General features: G+C 65.8%; 16 protein-coding genes. 8 read left to right on the top strand and 8 right to left on the bottom strand.

All coding sequences use genetic code 11. The features are described from left to right. Positions 1 to 25 precede the first annotated feature (25 nt). From ACSQ22_RS23415 to gpmA, 4 genes are all read right to left on the bottom strand, one after another. Positions 26 to 451, bottom strand: coding sequence for a response regulator (locus ACSQ22_RS23415; RefSeq protein WP_436131703.1), 426 nt, complete (start codon positions 449 to 451; stop codon positions 26 to 28). Between the two features lie 113 nt (positions 452 to 564). After that, on the bottom strand, positions 565 to 1,314 hold the full coding sequence (locus ACSQ22_RS23410; protein ID WP_055395491.1) for a HesA/MoeB/ThiF family protein: 750 nt from the start codon (positions 1,312 to 1,314) through the stop codon (positions 565 to 567). Between the two features lie 91 nt (positions 1,315 to 1,405). Continuing rightward, a complete protein-coding gene (locus ACSQ22_RS23405; protein WP_055395496.1) occupies positions 1,406 to 2,842 on the bottom strand; it encodes a S41 family peptidase in 1,437 nt (478 codons plus the stop codon). Positions 2,843 to 2,963: 121 nt separating this feature from the next. Then, complete coding sequence (gpmA, locus tag ACSQ22_RS23400) at positions 2,964 to 3,707, bottom strand: 2,3-diphosphoglycerate-dependent phosphoglycerate mutase (protein ID WP_055395498.1); 744 nt, start codon at positions 3,705 to 3,707, stop codon at positions 2,964 to 2,966. A gap of 87 nt (positions 3,708 to 3,794) precedes the next feature. Between gpmA and ACSQ22_RS23395 the strand changes: the two genes are divergently transcribed. The 4 genes from ACSQ22_RS23395 to ACSQ22_RS23380 all read left to right on the top strand — a co-directional run bounded on the left by ACSQ22_RS23395 (position 3,795) and on the right by ACSQ22_RS23380 (position 6,338). Continuing rightward, the gene (locus tag ACSQ22_RS23395; RefSeq protein ID WP_121420926.1) at positions 3,795 to 4,202 is read left to right on the top strand and encodes a rhodanese-like domain-containing protein; all 408 of its coding nucleotides are present in this window, start codon (positions 3,795 to 3,797) and stop codon (positions 4,200 to 4,202) included. Positions 4,203 to 4,279: 77 nt separating this feature from the next. After that, positions 4,280 to 4,537 carry a glutaredoxin 3 gene (gene grxC, locus ACSQ22_RS23390; protein WP_015015481.1) on the top strand — a complete coding sequence of 86 codons (258 nt, stop codon included), beginning with the start codon at positions 4,280 to 4,282 and terminating at the stop codon, positions 4,535 to 4,537. 108 nt (positions 4,538 to 4,645) lie between these two features. After that, on the top strand, positions 4,646 to 5,104 hold the full coding sequence (secB, locus tag ACSQ22_RS23385; protein ID WP_055395502.1) for a protein-export chaperone SecB: 459 nt from the start codon (positions 4,646 to 4,648) through the stop codon (positions 5,102 to 5,104). Between the two features lie 220 nt (positions 5,105 to 5,324). After that, the gene (locus tag ACSQ22_RS23380; protein ID WP_436131702.1) at positions 5,325 to 6,338 is read left to right on the top strand and encodes an NAD(P)H-dependent glycerol-3-phosphate dehydrogenase; all 1,014 of its coding nucleotides are present in this window, start codon (positions 5,325 to 5,327) and stop codon (positions 6,336 to 6,338) included. Between the two features lie 29 nt (positions 6,339 to 6,367). On the opposite strand, the gene ACSQ22_RS23375 is transcribed toward ACSQ22_RS23380, so the two are convergent. Both ACSQ22_RS23375 and lysA read right to left on the bottom strand, forming a co-directional pair. After that, positions 6,368 to 7,054, bottom strand: coding sequence for an N-acyl amino acid synthase FeeM domain-containing protein (locus tag ACSQ22_RS23375; RefSeq protein WP_436131701.1), 687 nt, complete (start codon positions 7,052 to 7,054; stop codon positions 6,368 to 6,370). 478 nt (positions 7,055 to 7,532) lie between these two features. Further along, the gene (lysA, locus tag ACSQ22_RS23370; protein ID WP_436131700.1) at positions 7,533 to 8,777 is read right to left on the bottom strand and encodes a diaminopimelate decarboxylase; all 1,245 of its coding nucleotides are present in this window, start codon (positions 8,775 to 8,777) and stop codon (positions 7,533 to 7,535) included. Positions 8,778 to 8,977: 200 nt separating this feature from the next. On the opposite strand from lysA, the gene ACSQ22_RS23365 reads away from it, so the two are divergent. Beyond that, complete coding sequence (locus tag ACSQ22_RS23365; RefSeq protein ID WP_436131699.1) at positions 8,978 to 9,916, top strand: LysR family transcriptional regulator; 939 nt, start codon at positions 8,978 to 8,980, stop codon at positions 9,914 to 9,916. An 85-nt stretch (positions 9,917 to 10,001) separates the two neighbouring features. On the opposite strand, the gene coaD is transcribed toward ACSQ22_RS23365, so the two are convergent. Then, complete coding sequence (coaD, locus tag ACSQ22_RS23360; protein ID WP_055395514.1) at positions 10,002 to 10,502, bottom strand: pantetheine-phosphate adenylyltransferase; 501 nt, start codon at positions 10,500 to 10,502, stop codon at positions 10,002 to 10,004. A gap of 148 nt (positions 10,503 to 10,650) precedes the next feature. Next, entirely contained in the window at positions 10,651 to 11,874 is a 1,224-nt protein-coding gene (locus ACSQ22_RS23355; protein ID WP_436131698.1) for a helix-turn-helix transcriptional regulator, read from the bottom strand. A gap of 319 nt (positions 11,875 to 12,193) precedes the next feature. Between ACSQ22_RS23355 and ACSQ22_RS23350 the strand changes: the two genes are divergently transcribed. From ACSQ22_RS23350 to ACSQ22_RS23340, 3 genes are all read left to right on the top strand, one after another. Beyond that, positions 12,194 to 12,655 carry an IPTL-CTERM sorting domain-containing protein gene (locus ACSQ22_RS23350; RefSeq protein WP_436131697.1) on the top strand — a complete coding sequence of 154 codons (462 nt, stop codon included), beginning with the start codon at positions 12,194 to 12,196 and terminating at the stop codon, positions 12,653 to 12,655. 168 nt (positions 12,656 to 12,823) lie between these two features. Continuing rightward, positions 12,824 to 13,624 (top strand): hypothetical protein, encoded by an 801-nt coding sequence (locus ACSQ22_RS23345; RefSeq protein WP_436131696.1) that lies wholly within the window; start codon positions 12,824 to 12,826, stop codon positions 13,622 to 13,624. A gap of 182 nt (positions 13,625 to 13,806) precedes the next feature. Further along, positions 13,807 to 14,931: a helix-turn-helix transcriptional regulator gene (locus ACSQ22_RS23340; RefSeq protein ID WP_436131695.1), complete on the top strand. Its 1,125-nt coding sequence runs from the start codon at positions 13,807 to 13,809 to the stop codon at positions 14,929 to 14,931. Positions 14,932 to 15,130 lie beyond the last annotated feature (199 nt).

The raw sequence follows: 15,130 nt of genomic DNA, 5'->3' as shown, positions 1-15,130 counted from the left end.
CGCGCCCGCGCTGCAGGGCGCAGCATCACAGCGAATGGCCAGGCGACGACAGGGACTGGCCAGCTTCCATTCCCGCAGGACTGCTGCTGTGCTGGATGCAGTAGTCCACCAGCGCATCAATTTCGTTGGATTTGTCGAAGACCGCATCCACCCCAAGCTGTGCACAACGCATGCGCACATCGGGTGTCGCGTAGTTGCTCAGCACCACCATCTTCTGGCCATGGCGGCGCGAGCGGCATGCTGCCAGGACCCCCAGCCCACTGCCTTGGCGCAGGAAAAGATCCACTATTGCAAGATCCCACTGCTCACCATGGGTGGCGAGCCAGTTCTTGCCCTCGTCCTCGGTCTCAGCGACCCCTACCGCCTCTACGGACGCCAATTCTTCGAGCGTCCCGATCAGGTTCTCTCGAATGGTGGCGTTGTCTTCAACGATATAGGTGCGGAGTTTCACAGAAGGGTCCCGTTTCACTACCAACGCACATTTACGCTGGTCGAGCCTCAAATTTAGTGGCTCAGCTGAGCGGATTCTGCCAGCCGCCGCACGCGGACGCTGTAGGAGTAATCCTACCGAGCAACACACACCGTGCAGTGCGGCGCACGCGCCACGTTCATCGTGCTCCACTCCATGGACCGTCCATCCAGCATCAACAAACGCCCAGCCAGTGACGTCCCGATGCCTGCAAGCAGCTTGAGCGCCTCGGCCGCCTGCAGGGCACCCACCACGCCCACCAGCGGGGCAAACACGCCCATGGTGGAGCAACGCACCTCTTCAAAATCCGCCTCAGGCGGAAAAATACAGGCGTAACAGGGCGACGCAGCCTGGCGCGGGTCCACCACCGTGATCTGGGCATCAAAGCGAATGACGGCCCCCGCAACAAGGGGCTTGCGATGGCGCACACAGGCCGCATTGACGGCGTGGCGTGTTGCGTAGTTGTCGCTGCAATCGAGCACCACGCAAGCGTCCTGCACCAAGGTATCGAGCACAGCGGCATCTGCGCGCGCCTGGAGCACGGTTACCTGCACTTCGGGGTTGATAGCTGCCATGGCGCTGGCTGCAGACGCCACCTTGGGCTGGCCGACGCGCGCGGTGGTGTGTGCGATTTGGCGTTGCAGGTTGGTCAGGTCCACCACATCGTCGTCCACCAGGGTGATGTGCCCCACACCGGCAGACGCCAGGTACAGCGCGGCAGGCGAGCCCAGGCCACCCGCACCGATGATGAGGGCATGGGACGCCAGCACCTGCTCCTGCCCCTCGATGCCCATCTCATCGAGCAGGATGTGGCGGGAGTACCGCAGGAGCTGGTCATCGGTCATGGCGAGAGTCTCAAGAAAAGAAGAGCAAGAAGGACAAGAAAAAAGGCCGGACTTCGCTGGAAATCCGGCCTTCAGCACAGGGAGCGAAAGCTCAATTTTCTTTCTTTTCGTCCTTGCGTTCCGTCAGTGTCTTGCTGACCAGCACGGGGCGGCCCTTGAGCTGGTTGAGCGCCTGCACGAGCTGGAAGTCCTTGTCCGAACCGAACTCTGGAGCCTTGCGTTCTGCTGCAGGCTTTTTGGCTTCTTCTTCCATGCGCTTGAGGGCGCTTTCACGGGCCTTTTCACGGGCCTCATCCTTCTTTTCCTCGCCTTGGCCGCTGCCCAGGTGCTTGTCCAGATCGGCCTCGCGCATGCGCAAAGCAGCGAAGATGTTGCCTTCTTCCGATTCGTCGATCATCACGTCGGGCACGATGCCCTTGGCCTGGATCGACTTGCCGCTGGGGGTGTAATAGCGCGCGGTGGTCAGCTTGATGCCGGTATCAGGCCCCAGCGGACGCACGGTCTGCACCGAGCCCTTGCCAAAGGTCTGGCTGCCCATGATGGTGGCGCGCTTGTGGTCCTGCAGAGCGCCCGCCACGATCTCGCTGGCCGACGCAGAGCCTTCATTCACCAGCACCACGAGTGGCACGGACTTGAGGGCTGCGGGCAGGCGGCGCAGCGGGTCACCCCCGCCACGGCGCTGGTAGAAGTCGGGCGAGGCCTTGTAAGTGGCCTTGCTGTCCGCCAGTTGGCCGTTGGTCGTGACCACCGTGACGTTTTCTGGCAGGAACGCGGCCGACACGGCCACAGCCGCATCCAGCAGGCCGCCGGGGTCGTTGCGCAGGTCGAGCACCAGGCCCTTGAGGTTGGGTTCCTGCTTGTAGACCTCTTCCACCTTGCGCACAAAGTCATCGACCGTGCGCTCCTGGAACTGCGACAGGCGGATCCAGGCGTAGCCGGGCTCCACCACCTTGCCCTTGACTGACTGGGTCTTGATCTCTTCGCGCGTGATGGTGACCGGGAAGGTGCGGCTCTCGTCCTTGCGGAAGATGGTGAGCGTGACCTTGGTGTTGGGCTCGCCACGCATGCGCTTGACGGCATCGTTCAAGGACAGGCCCTTGACCGCCGTTTCGTCGATCTTGGTGATCAGGTCATTGGTCTTGAGGCCAGCGCGGAAGGCGGGAGACCCTTCGATGGGCGACACCACCTTGATCAAGCCGTCTTCCTGGGTGATTTCGATACCAACCCCCACAAAACGGCCGGAAGTGCCTTCGCGAAATTCCTTGAAAGACTTCTTGTCGAAATACTGGGAGTGCGGGTCCAGGCTGGCGACCATGCCGGAGATGGCGTCGGTGATGAGCTTCTTGTCATCCACCGGTTCGACATAGTCGGTCTTTACGAGGCCAAACACTGCCGACAGCTGCTGGATTTCTTCCAGCGGCAGCGGAGTCATCGCACCACGCGCGACCGTCTGCAACGAAACCGTCGTCAGAGCCCCAGCCACGACACCAACCGATACCCATCCCGCAATTTTGAGTTTGTGGCCCATACAACACCTTTACCGCTTCAAAACCAATATACACCTTGGAAGGACCAAACCCGCTGCAGTTCCGCGCAGGCACTCACTTTAGACAGGGTATCGGCGGGTTTTCCCCGTCTTTACCCAGGCTTTACGCCTTGCCTTGCGATGCCACTGCCGCAGCTGCCTTGGCAGCCGCTTCTGCATCGCCCAGATAGTAGTGGCGGATGGGCTTGAGGTCGGCGTCCAGTTCATATACCAACGGGATTCCGTTGGGAATGTTCAGGCCCACGATGTCCGACTCGGAGATGTTGTCCAGGTACTTCACCAGGGCGCGGATGGAATTGCCGTGCGCGGCGACCACCACGCGCTTGCCTGAGCGGATGGCCGGTGCCATGGCATCGTTCCAGAACGGCAGCACGCGGGCCACGGTGTCCTTCAGGCATTCCGTGAGCGGCACGCTGCCTTCGGCCAGAGCGGCGTAGCGGCGGTCGCTGCGCTCGCTGCGGGGGTCGGTGGCTTCCAGCGCTGGCGGCGGGGTGTCATAGCTGCGGCGCCACACCAGCACCTGCTCGTCGCCGTACTGCTTGGCCATGTCGGCCTTGTTCAGGCCCTGCAGGGCACCGTAGTGGCGCTCGTTCAGGCGCCAGTCCTTGACGACGGGCAGCCAGGTGCAATCCATTTCGTCCAGCGTGTACCACAGGGTGTGGATGGCGCGCTTGAGCACGCTGGTGAACGCCAGGTCGAACTCGTAGCCCTCGGCCTTGAGCAGCTTGCCGGCCGACATGGCCTGGGAAACACCGGTGGGCGTGAGATCCACGTCGGTCCAGCCGGTAAAGCGGTTTTCAAGGTTCCAAGTGGATTCGCCGTGGCGAATCAGAACGAGCTTGTACATGGTTTCCCCAGGAAAGGCAGGTCAAAAAAATGCGGGCCAAAACCCAGCATTCTAGAATTACGCTGTTCGCCAACCCAAGGAAGCTTCGTGAAATTCATTATTGATAACTGGTATCTGTTCCTCGTTGCACTGGCTTCGGGCAGCATGTTGCTGTGGCCGGTCCTCAAGAACGCCAGTGGCGGCTCGCTGACGCCAGCGCGCGCCGTGCAGCTCATCAACCGCGAAAAAGCGGTGGTCATCGACGTCTGCGAAACCGAGGAATTCGCCGCCGGCCACGTGAACGGAGCCAAGAACGTGCCCCTGGGCCAGCTCGAAGAGCGCCTGCCCACCGTGGTCAAGAACAAGGCCCTGCCCGTGGTGCTGGTGTGTGCCAGTGGCGCCCGCTCCAACCGCGCCGTCGCCATTGCTAAAAAGCTGGGCTACGAAAACGCCCAGTCGCTCGCTGGTGGCCTGAAGGCCTGGCGAGAAGCCAGCCTGCCTGTGGAAAAAGCCTGATCCGCCCCCAGTTATTGGGTCCGCGATAGTCTTGCCACTGGTTTTTAGCCCCACAGGAAGAAAGAGGAAGGTCCGCCATGCAACCCGTGAAGATGTATACCACCGCCGTCTGCCCCTACTGCATCCGGGCCAAGCAGATCCTCAAGTCCAAGGGTGTGGAGCAGATCGAGGAGATCCGCATCGACACCGACCCCGCCGCGCGCAGCCACATGATGGAGATCACCGGCCGCCGCACGGTGCCGCAGATCTACATCGGTGACACCCATGTGGGCGGCCACGACGATCTGGTGGCGCTGGACAGCCGTGGCGAGCTCATGCCCTTGTTGGGCGCCTGACCCCCTCCCCGGGCGCTGCATAATGCAGCCCCATGTGCCCGCTGCGGGAGCTGCTCCCCGGCGGGTTTTGTTTTGCTAGCAATTTTGTAAGCTCAAAGAGACTTCACCATGGCCGATCAAGAAAACCCCGTGTTCCAGATCCAACGCGTCTACCTCAAGGACCTGTCGCTGGAGCAACCCAATTCCCCCGGCATCCTGCTCGAACAAGAGCAACCCAGCGTGGACATCCAGCTGGGTGTGGAAGCCACTCCCGTGGCCGAAGGCATTTTTGAAGTGGCCGTGACGGCTACCGTGCAGACCAAGATCAAGGACAAGACCGTGTTCCTGGTCGAAGCCAAGCAGGCCGGCATCTTCGAAATCCGCAACGTGCCCGAAGACCAGATGGGCCCTATCATGGGCATCGCCTGCCCACAGATCGTGTACCCGTACCTGCGCGGCAACGTGGCCGACGTGATCAACCGCGCTGGCTTCCCGCCCGTCCACCTGGCCGAAATCAACTTCCAGGCCATGTACGAGCAGCAGCAAGCGCAGGCCGCCGGCCAAGCCTCGCCCATCATCACGCAGTGATGTAAAACGCCCCCTGAGTCGCTTCGCGCCTTCCCCCGCTCTCTACGCGCTGCGCGCTACGGGAGGGGGACGCAGCCAGCGGCCTGGCAAAGCCAGTTCCGCGGCTACCGCGCTTGGGCCACGCCGGTTCCACGGACGGCCGACGAAGCACAGCGCAGTGGGCCCTTGAAATCAATGCTATTTTTGGCCTCTACCGCCCGATAGATAAGCGCAAGCAGCTATGAAAATCATAGTATTGGGCGCTGGTGCCTGGGGCTCTGCGGTCGCCATGAGCGCAGCCCAGCACCCTGCCGGGCACGCGGTCACCCTGTGGGCCCGCGATGCAGCCCAGGCGCAAAGCATGCGCGCCCAGGCACAAAACGCCCGCTACCTGCCGGGCATTGCCCTCCCCCCGTCCCTCTCAGTGGTCGATGGCGACTTCCGCGCGCTGTTGCCAGGTGCCGACCTGGTCATCGTGGCCACGCCCATGGCGGCCCTGCGCGGCATGCTGCTGGCGCTGCGCGGGTGCACGGCACCTGTGGCCTGGCTGTGCAAGGGCTTCGAGGCGGTGCCTGCCGGTGCCAATTCAGCATCTTTTGGGCTGCTGGCGCACGAAGTACAAGCCCAAGTAGCTCCTGATTTGATAGCAGGCGTATTCAGCGGCCCGAGCTTTGCGCAGGAAGTCGCCCTGGGGCAGCCCACAGCCCTGGTGGCCGCCAGCGCCCATGTCGCCGTGCGCGATGCGCTGGTCAAAGCCTTTCACAGCCCGAGCGTGCGCGTGTATGCCAACGAAGACATCGTGGGCGTGGAAGTGGGCGGCGCGGTGAAGAACGTGCTGGCCATTGCCACCGGCCTGTGCGACGGGCTGGCGCTGGGTCTCAACGCCCGCGCCGCACTCATCACGCGCGGCTTGGCCGAGATGACGCGGCTGGGCCTGGCGCTGGGCGCGCGGCCCGACACCTTCATGGGCCTGTCCGGCCTGGGCGACCTGGTGCTGACCGCCACCGGCGACCTGTCGCGCAACCGGCGCGTGGGCATTCTGCTGGCACAGGGCCAGACCCTGGCGCAGGCGGTGGAATCCCTGGGCCATGTGGCGGAAGGCGTCTACAGCGCCCGCACCGTGGTGCAGCGTGCGCAGACACTGGGTGTGGACATGCCCATCGCCGAGGCCGCCGTGGCGCTGCTTGACGGCCGCCTGCAACCAGCCGAGGCCGTGGCGCAGCTCATGGGCCGCGGCCCCCGGGGCGAGCTCTGACGGTAGAGGCCCCGCGCAAGACCTGACGGCTACCCCACCGACAGGCGCCGCAGCAGCCCCTCTTCATCGTCAGGGCGGAAGAAATAGGGGTAGAAGCTGCGCTCCACGCTGGCCAGCTTGGGCTGGCCGCCAAATTGGTCGATGAGGCGGCGCCCCTTGTCGGCGCCGATGTGCAGCAACACGGCGGGCGCCCCCACACGCTCGCACATGCGTTCGGGGCCAATCTGGTCAAAACACAGCATGCGCCGGTAGAACGGGGCGTGGCGCGGGTTCACCTCGATGACGATGTCGGTGGCGCGCCGGGCGCGGAAGGCCACGATCCACGCAATGTGGAAGATGGCACCCAGCACATGCTTGGAACGCACCCCGGGGTCCATTGCGAGCTTGCCCATTTCGCAGATGCGCGCGCCGCGCTGGCGCAGTTCGGCGATGAACTCGGGGTACTGCTCCTCGGCCGCTAGGTGCCCGTCATCCATGCGCACCGAAATCGTCCCCTGCGACTGTCCATCAATCTGCACCACCAGGCTGCTCAGGTCGCAGTCGTGCGACAAGGTGGCCTGCATGCTGTAGCCCTTGCGGGCGTACATGCGGGCCAGCAGCCCCTGGCCCTTGCGGGACAGGCGGATCTTGCAGGTCTTGGTTTCGGCACAGCCCAAGCGGCTCAGGTATTCGCCGGGGTAGTCCAGCTCGACAATGGTCTGTTCTTCGGCGTCCATGGCGGCTCCAGGGGTGGGCAAAGTGGCCTCTACCCGCCCGCGCGCCGTGCGTGGCGCGAGGCAGCCGGGGCCTCGTCGCTCTGTTGAAAATAGGGCGAAAGGCCAGCTTAGCGGCTTCTCTCGTTCCCTGGAGCCCGGGTTGGCATGGCAAGCGGACGAACGGACGCACGACCTTGGCGAAAGGCATGCCCAGCAAAAAAGCCGCAGGGCACCATGGATAGGCGCCCTGCGGCTTTTTTGGCAATCCCCTTGCGGGGCAGGATCAGAACACGCCGAACAGCATGAGCAACAGAACAACGGACAGTGGGACGCCGAGCAGCCAGGCAATGATGGGCATAGTGATCTCCTGAAAAGGGTTGAAGGGGATAAGTGATTTCACTGTAGGGCCCTCCTTTTCCCGCCCGTGTGCGCCAGCACGGCGCGTGGCCGTAGGCGCGCGCCTACCGGCTGTGGGAGCGGCACCCGCCCCACAACACGATCAAAGCCCCAGTTCCAGCGCCAGCAGTTCGTCCACCGTCTGACGGCGGCGGATCAGGCGCGCCTGGCCACCGTCAACGAGCACCTCGGCAATCAGCGGACGCGTGTTGTAGTTGGAGGACATCGATGCGCCATAGGCCCCGGTGTCGTGGATCACCAGCAGATCGCCCACCTGGGCGGCGGGCAGGTCGCGTGGCAGCACCACGCCGCCGTCGCCCTGGGTGAACACGTCGCCCGATTCGCACAACGGGCCTGCCACCACCGTGGGTTGCTCTGCCGCCGTCGAGCCATCGCGACGCAGCACGCTCATGCCGTGGTAGCTGCCGTACATGGACGGGCGCATGAGTTCGTTGAAGCCGGTATCGACCAGCACAAAGTGGTTGTTGCCCGCGTTCTTGGTGGCGCGCACCTGGCCCAGCAGCACGCCGGATTCGGCCACCAGGTAGCGGCCGGGCTCGATCTCCAGGCCCAGCTTGTGGCCCACGATGGCCTCGGCCTGCTGCCGCGCGGCGTCCCACAGGCCGTGGTAATGCTGCGTATCGACCACCGGGTCGCCACTGCGGTAGGGGATGGACAGGCCGCCACCGGCCGAGATGGCGTGCAGGTCATGCCCGGCCGCATGCGCCGTGCGCACCAGGTTGACCATCGCACCACACACCTCCTGCAAGTGGCTGTAGTCCACGCCCGAGCCGATGTGCATGTGCAGGCCCACGAGCTTCAGGCCGTGCTGCTGGATCGCGGCCAGCGCTGCAGGCAGGTCGGTGTGCCAGATGCCGTGCTTGCTGTGCTCGCCACCCGTGTTGGTCTTGTTGCTGTGGCCATGGCCAAAGCCGGGGTTGATGCGCAGCCACACCGCATGGCCCGGCGAACGCGCGCCCAGCTGGTGCAGCATGTCGATCGAGCCAGCGTTGACGGGCACGCCGTGTTCCACCACGCAGTCGAGCGTGGCGGCGTCGAACAGGTCGGCGGTAAAGACGATCTCCGACGGCTCTCCGCCGGCCGCGTAGCCGGCCGCCAGCGCACGCAGGATCTCGCCGCGCGAGACCGCATCCACCTTCACGCCCTGCTCGCGCATGAGCTTCAGGATGTGGATGTTGGAGCAGGCCTTCTGCGCGAACCGGATGGTCTCGAAATTGGACACCTGCGCAATGCGCTGGCGGATGGTGGCCGCGTCATACACCCACAAGGGGGTGCCGAACTGGTCGGCCAGGGACCACAGCTGGGCGGGCGAGAAGGGGTTGGACATGGGGACTCCGAAGGCACAAAGACTGATAGGACTTACGCAAATCGGGATGCAACAACCGCCTCGCCCTGGGGTGAACCGCTTGCCTGAACCCTGTTTTGCGTAAGTCATGACTGAATGGAAGCGCGGATGATGCCCCTTCCAAGGTATTTGGTCGAATGCTTTGATTTACATCCTCTATTCAATATGGATATGCTTTGCCCATGACCGACACCGCACTGGCCCACCGCATCACCCACCGGCACATCGAGGTGTTCCGCGCCGTGATGACCGCTGGCAGCGCCACCGGCGCCGCCGACCTGCTGCACAGCTCGCAGCCCACGGTGAGCCGCGAGCTGGCCCGGCTTGAATCGTTATTGGGCTATACGCTGTTCGAGCGCATACAGGGCCGCCTGCGCGCCAATGCGCGGGCACTGGCGCTGTGGGACGAGGTACAACGCTCGTGGCAGGGGCTGGAGCGCGTGGTGGACCGCGCCGTGGCGCTGGGCCGGCCCGACGCCGTGCAGCTGGCAGTGCTGTGCCTGCCCGCGCTGGCGCATGCGCTGCTGCCCGGCGCGGCGGCGCGGCTGATGCAGGCGCAGCCCCACGCGCGCCTGTCGGTCACGCCGCAGGATTCGCCGCTGCTCGAAGAATGGATGAGTGCCCAGCGTTTTGACCTGGGCCTGTGCGAGCAGACCGCAGCCCCGCCCGGCACCCGCGCCGAGGTGCTGCTCACCCTGGACGAAGTGGCCGTGCTGCCCGCAAGCCACGCCCTGGCCCGCCAACCCGTGCTGCAGCTGGCGGACTTTGCCGACCAGCCCTTTGTGAGCCTGTCGGCCGACGACCCCTATCGCCGCATCATTGACGCGCGCTTCGCCGAAGCCGCCGTGCCACGCACGCTGCGCATGGAAACCCACAGCGCGGCTGCCGTGTGCGCGATGGTGGAGCATGGCCTGGGGCTGGCCATCGTCAACCCGCTGACGGCCCTGACCGCCGCAGCCAATGGCCGGCTGGTGGTGCGTCGGCTCGCGTTGTCGATCCCGTTCAGCGTGGCGGCCGTACTGCCGCTGTACCGCCCACCGCTGCCCGAGGTGGCGCCCATGCTGGATGCCCTGCGGGCCGAGGCGGCGGAGGTGGCGCGCCGCCTTGAGGCCGTGGCGTGAGCACTGCCGCCACAGAGAGTTTGCTACTATTTATATAGCTTCTCACGCTTACCAGATAAGCGCCAGAGGCTGTTTTGGCTAAAAATCAGGGCGGCGTGAGCGTGCGCACCTTCTCGGCCAGCCGCTGCTCCACCGAGGGCGACACAAACTTGGTCACCTCGCCGCCGAGCACGGCGATCTCGCGCACAAAGGTGCTGCTGATGAACTGGTACTTGTCGCTGGGGGTGAGGAACACGGTTTCCACCTGCGGCATCAGGCTACGGTTCATGCCCGCCAGCTGGAACTCGTAGTCAAAGTCGGTCACGGCGCGCAGGCCACGCACCATGGCCTTGCCGCCACGCTCCACGACAAAGTCGCGCAGCAGGCCCGAGAAGGCCTCGACCTGCACTTGTGGGTAGTTCTTGACCGCCTCGCGGACCATGTCGATGCGTTCTTCCAGGGTGAACAGCGTCTTCTTGTGGTGGCCCGCAGCCACGGCCACGATCACGCGTTCGAACAACTGGGTGGCCCTGCGCACCACGTCTTCATGGCCCAGCGTGATGGGGTCAAAGGTTCCGGGGTACACGGCGAGCACGTTCTGGGCCATGGCTGGTTGTCTCCTGTCTGGCTGTATAGACGTTGGCCCGGGCCCTGGGAGCGGATGAACCACCCGTGCCGCAGGGCCTGCGGGCCGCGTGCGCGCATTATGCAGTGCACTGCAACATGGACCGGCGGGCCGCCCTCTCCCCACGAGATCACACCACCGCAATCCCCTGCAGTGCCACGTTGCCCGGTGCCAGCAGCATCAGCCGGGCCACCAGCGCCACCAGATCCTGCTGGCGCTGGGTGCGCGTCTTGGCCAGCAGCGCGCTCATCTGCGTGCGCACGGTCGAGATGCGCGAGCCGCGTGCGTCGGCAAAATCCTGCGGGGTCTGGCCGCGCATCAGCGCCAGCAGCAGGTCGGCCTCAGACGGGCTCAGGCGGTAGGCCTGGCGGGCCAGGGCGACGGCGGCCTCGCTGCACAGGCTGCGCTCCAGCACCACCCAGGCGACGCCCGGCGCGCGGTGGCTCAGGCCCAGCGCGGCCAGATCGCTCAGGGGCAGCGTCACCAGCAGCAAGCCGCCCTCGGTGCCGGGCAGCTCCACACAGCCGCTGCGGCCCTGCAGCGATTGCTGGAACAGCGCGCGCAGCGCGGCATCGGCCGTGCTGGCCAGCACCGGGCGGCGCAGCAGCGTGCGCAGGGCCACGCTTTCGGGCCGGGCGCTCAGCAGCCGGGCGCGTGCATTGGCGTGCAGCAGGCGGCCGGCAGTGTCAAAAAACAGCAGGCCCATGGGCATCTGCTCCATCAGCGACTCCAGGCCCTGGGTGCGCGCGCGCAGCGCCACCATCTCGCGGTGCAGAAAGGCCGCGCGCTGCACGCCGCCAAACTCTGCGCGAAAACGCGCGACTTCCTCCGGTGTGAAGCCCTCGTCGTCCCCCTGGCGGTACACCGACATGAACAAATTGCCCACCGGGTGCGACGCGCCCTGGCTGCCGCCAAACATGCGGGTGCCGATGCCGTACTCGCGCAGGAAGTCGCTGTAGATCTCGCTGCGGCGAAAGCCGCGCGTGGCGTGCACGGGCGCATCCGTGGCCACCCAGGCACCCGACGGGCCGGTGCGCGCACGCTGCGCCATGGCGTCGTCCCACAGCGGGTCTTGCAGGCGAAAGTGCGTGGCATAGCGCTGCGCCGCCTCGGGCGTCACGCCCATCGCCAGCAGCGCGGGCGCGCCGTCGCTCGATGGCGACTGCAGCCAGTAGTCCACCTCGGGGTGCGCGGCAAACTCCGCGCCCCACTGCGCCAGCTGGTCCAGATCGCTGGCCAGGAAGGCTCCGCCGAGCAGGTCCGCGCGAAAGCTGGCGGCGTAGCGGGCCAGCGTGTCGCCAAACCGGGTGCCGTCCGACACCGATGCCAGCAGATCGCAAAAAGCAGGATGCAAACCCATTCCCTTCATGCAGAGCCTGCTCCCGCCGGAAAGCTGCCCCAGCGTTTGCCCCCTGCCCGTTACCTTTTGCAAAAGGCAGGCAGGCGGGCCGGACGCAGGCACCCGGCTTCGCACAGGCCATGTGTTTCATAGAAAGCGGCGGATCGTAGGAGCTGCCCCTGGCTGCCGTCATCATCTACCCGAATGAGAACATAGCGAGCGAGGCTCCTCCAGGTAGCGGATGGGCAAGGGCGCCGGGGCTTTCTACAGTCCCTGCGTGTCGCCGCTCGCGCCAGCGGGCGGCATGGTCCATTTTTTTCCAAGCCTCGCACCCATGAAACTCCGCCGCCGCATTTTCCGCGTTGCCCTGTTCCGCTCCGTGTCCGTCAGCGCCTGCCTGGCCGCAGGAAGCGCCCAGGCCCAGTGGGCCACCATCAACACCATCAGCAACCCGCCCGGCGCGTTCACCATTACCTGCACCGATTTCCCGGTGCCCGGCCCCCAACAGGTCTGCGCCGTTTCGCCGCCACTCCCCGTGGGCAGCACGGTCCGCGGCAACTGCGGCGGCAACGTCCGCATGGTCGATGACCCGGCCCGCCCCAACACCTGGCTGTACCAGGTGGGCCCCCGGCCCGCCAACCCACCCACGGCCACCTGCGACTTCACGGTGAACGCGCCCAACGTTCCCCCCGTCGGCGCCACCCCCGTGCCCACCCTGGGTGAATGGGCGCTGATCCTGCTGTCGCTCGCGGCGGTCACGCTGGGCATGGGGGCACTGCGTCGCAAGAAGTTTTAGGAATTTTTGGGCGCCAGCGCTTATCCATCAAGCGTCAATAGCTACATAAAACATAGCAAATCCACGCAGCGCCGTCGCTCATCGTCGTTCATGTGAACGATGGCGGCTGCCGGGCCACAGCCTACGATCCGCAGCCCACCCCAGCCCGGCCTGCGCCGTTCCTTCCTTGTGATTCCCCGTCCGCCCCAGCCCACTCCCACCACCGTCAGCGACACGCTGTTCGACACCCAGGCATGCCTGAACTGCGGCGCGGCGCTCTCTGGCCCGTTTTGCGCGCAGTGCGGGCAGAAGAAGGCCGCGCGCATGGGCAGCAGCACCGTGCGCAAGGAAGCGTGGGAGCGTTTTCGCTGGTTTGAATGGAACACCCTCCGCAACGCACTGCGCGTGCTGCCCCAGCCCGGCACCACCGCACGCGAATACGTGCTGGGCCAGCGCAAGGACCACCCCCACCCGCTGACCCTGCTGTGCCTGGCCATCGGCTTCCTGCTGATCGTGCTGGGCCACACCGACTACTTGCGGCCCGAGCTGCCCAGCGAAGAGGCGCAGCGCATGGTCGCTCTGGTCACGGGCTACTCCAAGTGGTCGTTCTCGCTGGGCGCGGTGGCGGCGTTTGCCAGCATGTGGCTGGTGTTCCGCCGGTGGGGCTACAACGTGGCAGAGCTGCTGACCCTGGCACTGTATTGCCAGGCGGTGTTCATTGCGCTGCAGATGGTCAACCAGCTGCCGCTGGTGCTGGCGTCGTCGCCCGAGCTGTTCAGGTGGCACAAGGCCTGGTCTCCCTGGTACATGACGGCGCTGCAGACGCTGATGCTCATGGTGGCGCTGCGGCAGTTTTTGGTGCTGGATTGGCGGCGCGATGGCTGGCGGCTGCTGCTGGCCGGTGCGCTGTTCGCGGCGCTCAAGTGGCAGGCCACCCAGCTTTATGCCCGCGCAGTGGTCGAACTCGTGCTGTGGCAAATGGGCGCGTGAAAAGCGTGAACAAGTTCATGAAAACCTGTCGGGCCGCAGCCACATCCTTCACCTGAATGATGTTGCGGCGCAGGCATCAACCCTACCATCCGGCGCAGTTCATTCAACCTGATGAGGAGCACCCATTGAGCGGTGAAGAGCGGGACCCGCAGCCTGTGGGAATACCGGGTTTCGAGACCCTGATGGCTGAAAGCCTGGAGGCCCTGGGCGAGCCCGGCATGGTGGAGCGCCTGCTGCACCGCGTGGGCGAATCGCTGGGCAGCCACAAGGTGGTGCTGTTTTGCCCCCTGCCCGGCTCGGACGACCCGCTGGCCGCCTACCAATGGGGCATGCCCGATGATTTTCTGGCGCGCTATGCGAACCTGATCCAGGGCAGCGATGCGTGGAGCGAAGCGCTCGTGCGCCAGCAGGGTGAGGCGCTGGCACGCGGCGGTTCGCTGAGCCAGCAGCTCGTCAGCACCCCAGCCCTGCGCCGTGGCGCGTTCTATGCCGACTACCTCAAGCCCCTGGGCATCGATGCCATGGTCAACAGCATCGTGGAGGCCTCGCCCGAGGTGGGCATGCACGTGCTGGCGATGTACAACGACCTGGGCCAGAACGAGTTCACGCCCGAACAATTTGCCCGGCTGCGCACCGTGACGCCCTGGGTGCGCAGCCTCATGCGCGCCCAGCGCCGCCTGCAGCAGGCCCGCCGCCACAGCAGTGCGCTGGAGCGCACGCTGGACCAGCTGCCGCTGGGGCTGATGCATGTGAACCAGCGTGGCGAGGTGCGCTACCTGAACGAACACGCCCGCGCCTGGCTGAGGGTGGAGGACGAATGCCGCATCCTGCTGCGCAACGCCACGGGCTGGCAGGCGCGCCAGCCCTTGCAGCTGGCGCAGATCCACCCCGGGCTGGCGCCACTGCTCACCGCCAGCCTGAGCACACGCTCGCCCGTCTCGGCCCGGCTGCAGACCCAGCACGACACCGCGCCGGGGACGCTGGTGGCCCTGGCCGCGCCGCTGCGCAATGGCCCGGGGCCCGCCGCCGAGCCGCTGGCCCAGTTCATCCTGGTGCCCGAGGCGCCGCCGCACGCGGGCGCCACGGTGTCGGTGTGCAGCGCGCTCTATGGCCTGACTCCTGCCGAAGCCGCCCTGCTGCCCCTGCTGCTGCAGGGCATGACGCCGCGCGAAATGGCCGACAACCGGCACGTGAAGATGCCCACCGTGCGCTCCCAGCTGGCCAGCCTGTACGCCAAGACCGGCACACGCGGCCAGGCCGAACTGGCCCAGCGCGTGCTGCGCGTGGCGGCCCTCGTGACAGCATGAGACACCCCCTGAGTCGCCTTCGGCGCCTTCCCCCCCGCTCTCGCATTGCTACGCAATGCGGGCAGGGGGACGCTGCCCTCACTGCGGGGCGGCCCTTGCTCGGCCGCCCTGGCTTGGGGCGCGACAGTATCGACGGCTGCGCGCAACACGCAGCGCAACCGGCCACCGCATTCACTGATCCCAACCCAAGGAACCCATC

It is taken from the genome of Acidovorax sp. LjRoot38 (assembly GCF_964252975.1).
Taxonomy (GTDB): Bacteria; Pseudomonadota; Gammaproteobacteria; order Burkholderiales; family Burkholderiaceae_C; genus Acidovorax; species Acidovorax facilis.
The sequence above is the reverse complement of the archived record's forward strand: the minus strand, read 5'-3'. Positions and strand labels throughout refer to the sequence as shown.

Bases quoted from the DNA above. Each gene is read 5' to 3' on its own strand.
- ACSQ22_RS23410 (WP_055395491.1), bottom strand. From the start codon at position 1,314: ATGACCGATGACCAGCTCCTGCGGTACTCCCGCCACATCCTGCTCGAT.
- ACSQ22_RS23405 (WP_055395496.1), bottom strand. From the start codon at position 2,842: ATGGGCCACAAACTCAAAATTGCGGGATGGGTATCGGTTGGTGTCGTG.
- gpmA (WP_055395498.1), bottom strand. From the start codon at position 3,707: ATGTACAAGCTCGTTCTGATTCGCCACGGCGAATCCACTTGGAACCTT.
- grxC (WP_015015481.1), top strand. From the start codon at position 4,280: ATGCAACCCGTGAAGATGTATACCACCGCCGTCTGCCCCTACTGCATC.
- secB (WP_055395502.1), top strand. From the start codon at position 4,646: ATGGCCGATCAAGAAAACCCCGTGTTCCAGATCCAACGCGTCTACCTC.
- ACSQ22_RS23380 (WP_436131702.1), top strand. From the start codon at position 5,325: ATGAAAATCATAGTATTGGGCGCTGGTGCCTGGGGCTCTGCGGTCGCC.
- ACSQ22_RS23375 (WP_436131701.1), bottom strand. From the start codon at position 7,054: ATGGACGCCGAAGAACAGACCATTGTCGAGCTGGACTACCCCGGCGAA.
- lysA (WP_436131700.1), bottom strand. From the start codon at position 8,777: ATGTCCAACCCCTTCTCGCCCGCCCAGCTGTGGTCCCTGGCCGACCAG.
- ACSQ22_RS23365 (WP_436131699.1), top strand. From the start codon at position 8,978: ATGACCGACACCGCACTGGCCCACCGCATCACCCACCGGCACATCGAG.
- coaD (WP_055395514.1), bottom strand. From the start codon at position 10,502: ATGGCCCAGAACGTGCTCGCCGTGTACCCCGGAACCTTTGACCCCATC.
- ACSQ22_RS23350 (WP_436131697.1), top strand. From the start codon at position 12,194: ATGAAACTCCGCCGCCGCATTTTCCGCGTTGCCCTGTTCCGCTCCGTG.
- ACSQ22_RS23340 (WP_436131695.1), top strand. From the start codon at position 13,807: ATGGCTGAAAGCCTGGAGGCCCTGGGCGAGCCCGGCATGGTGGAGCGC.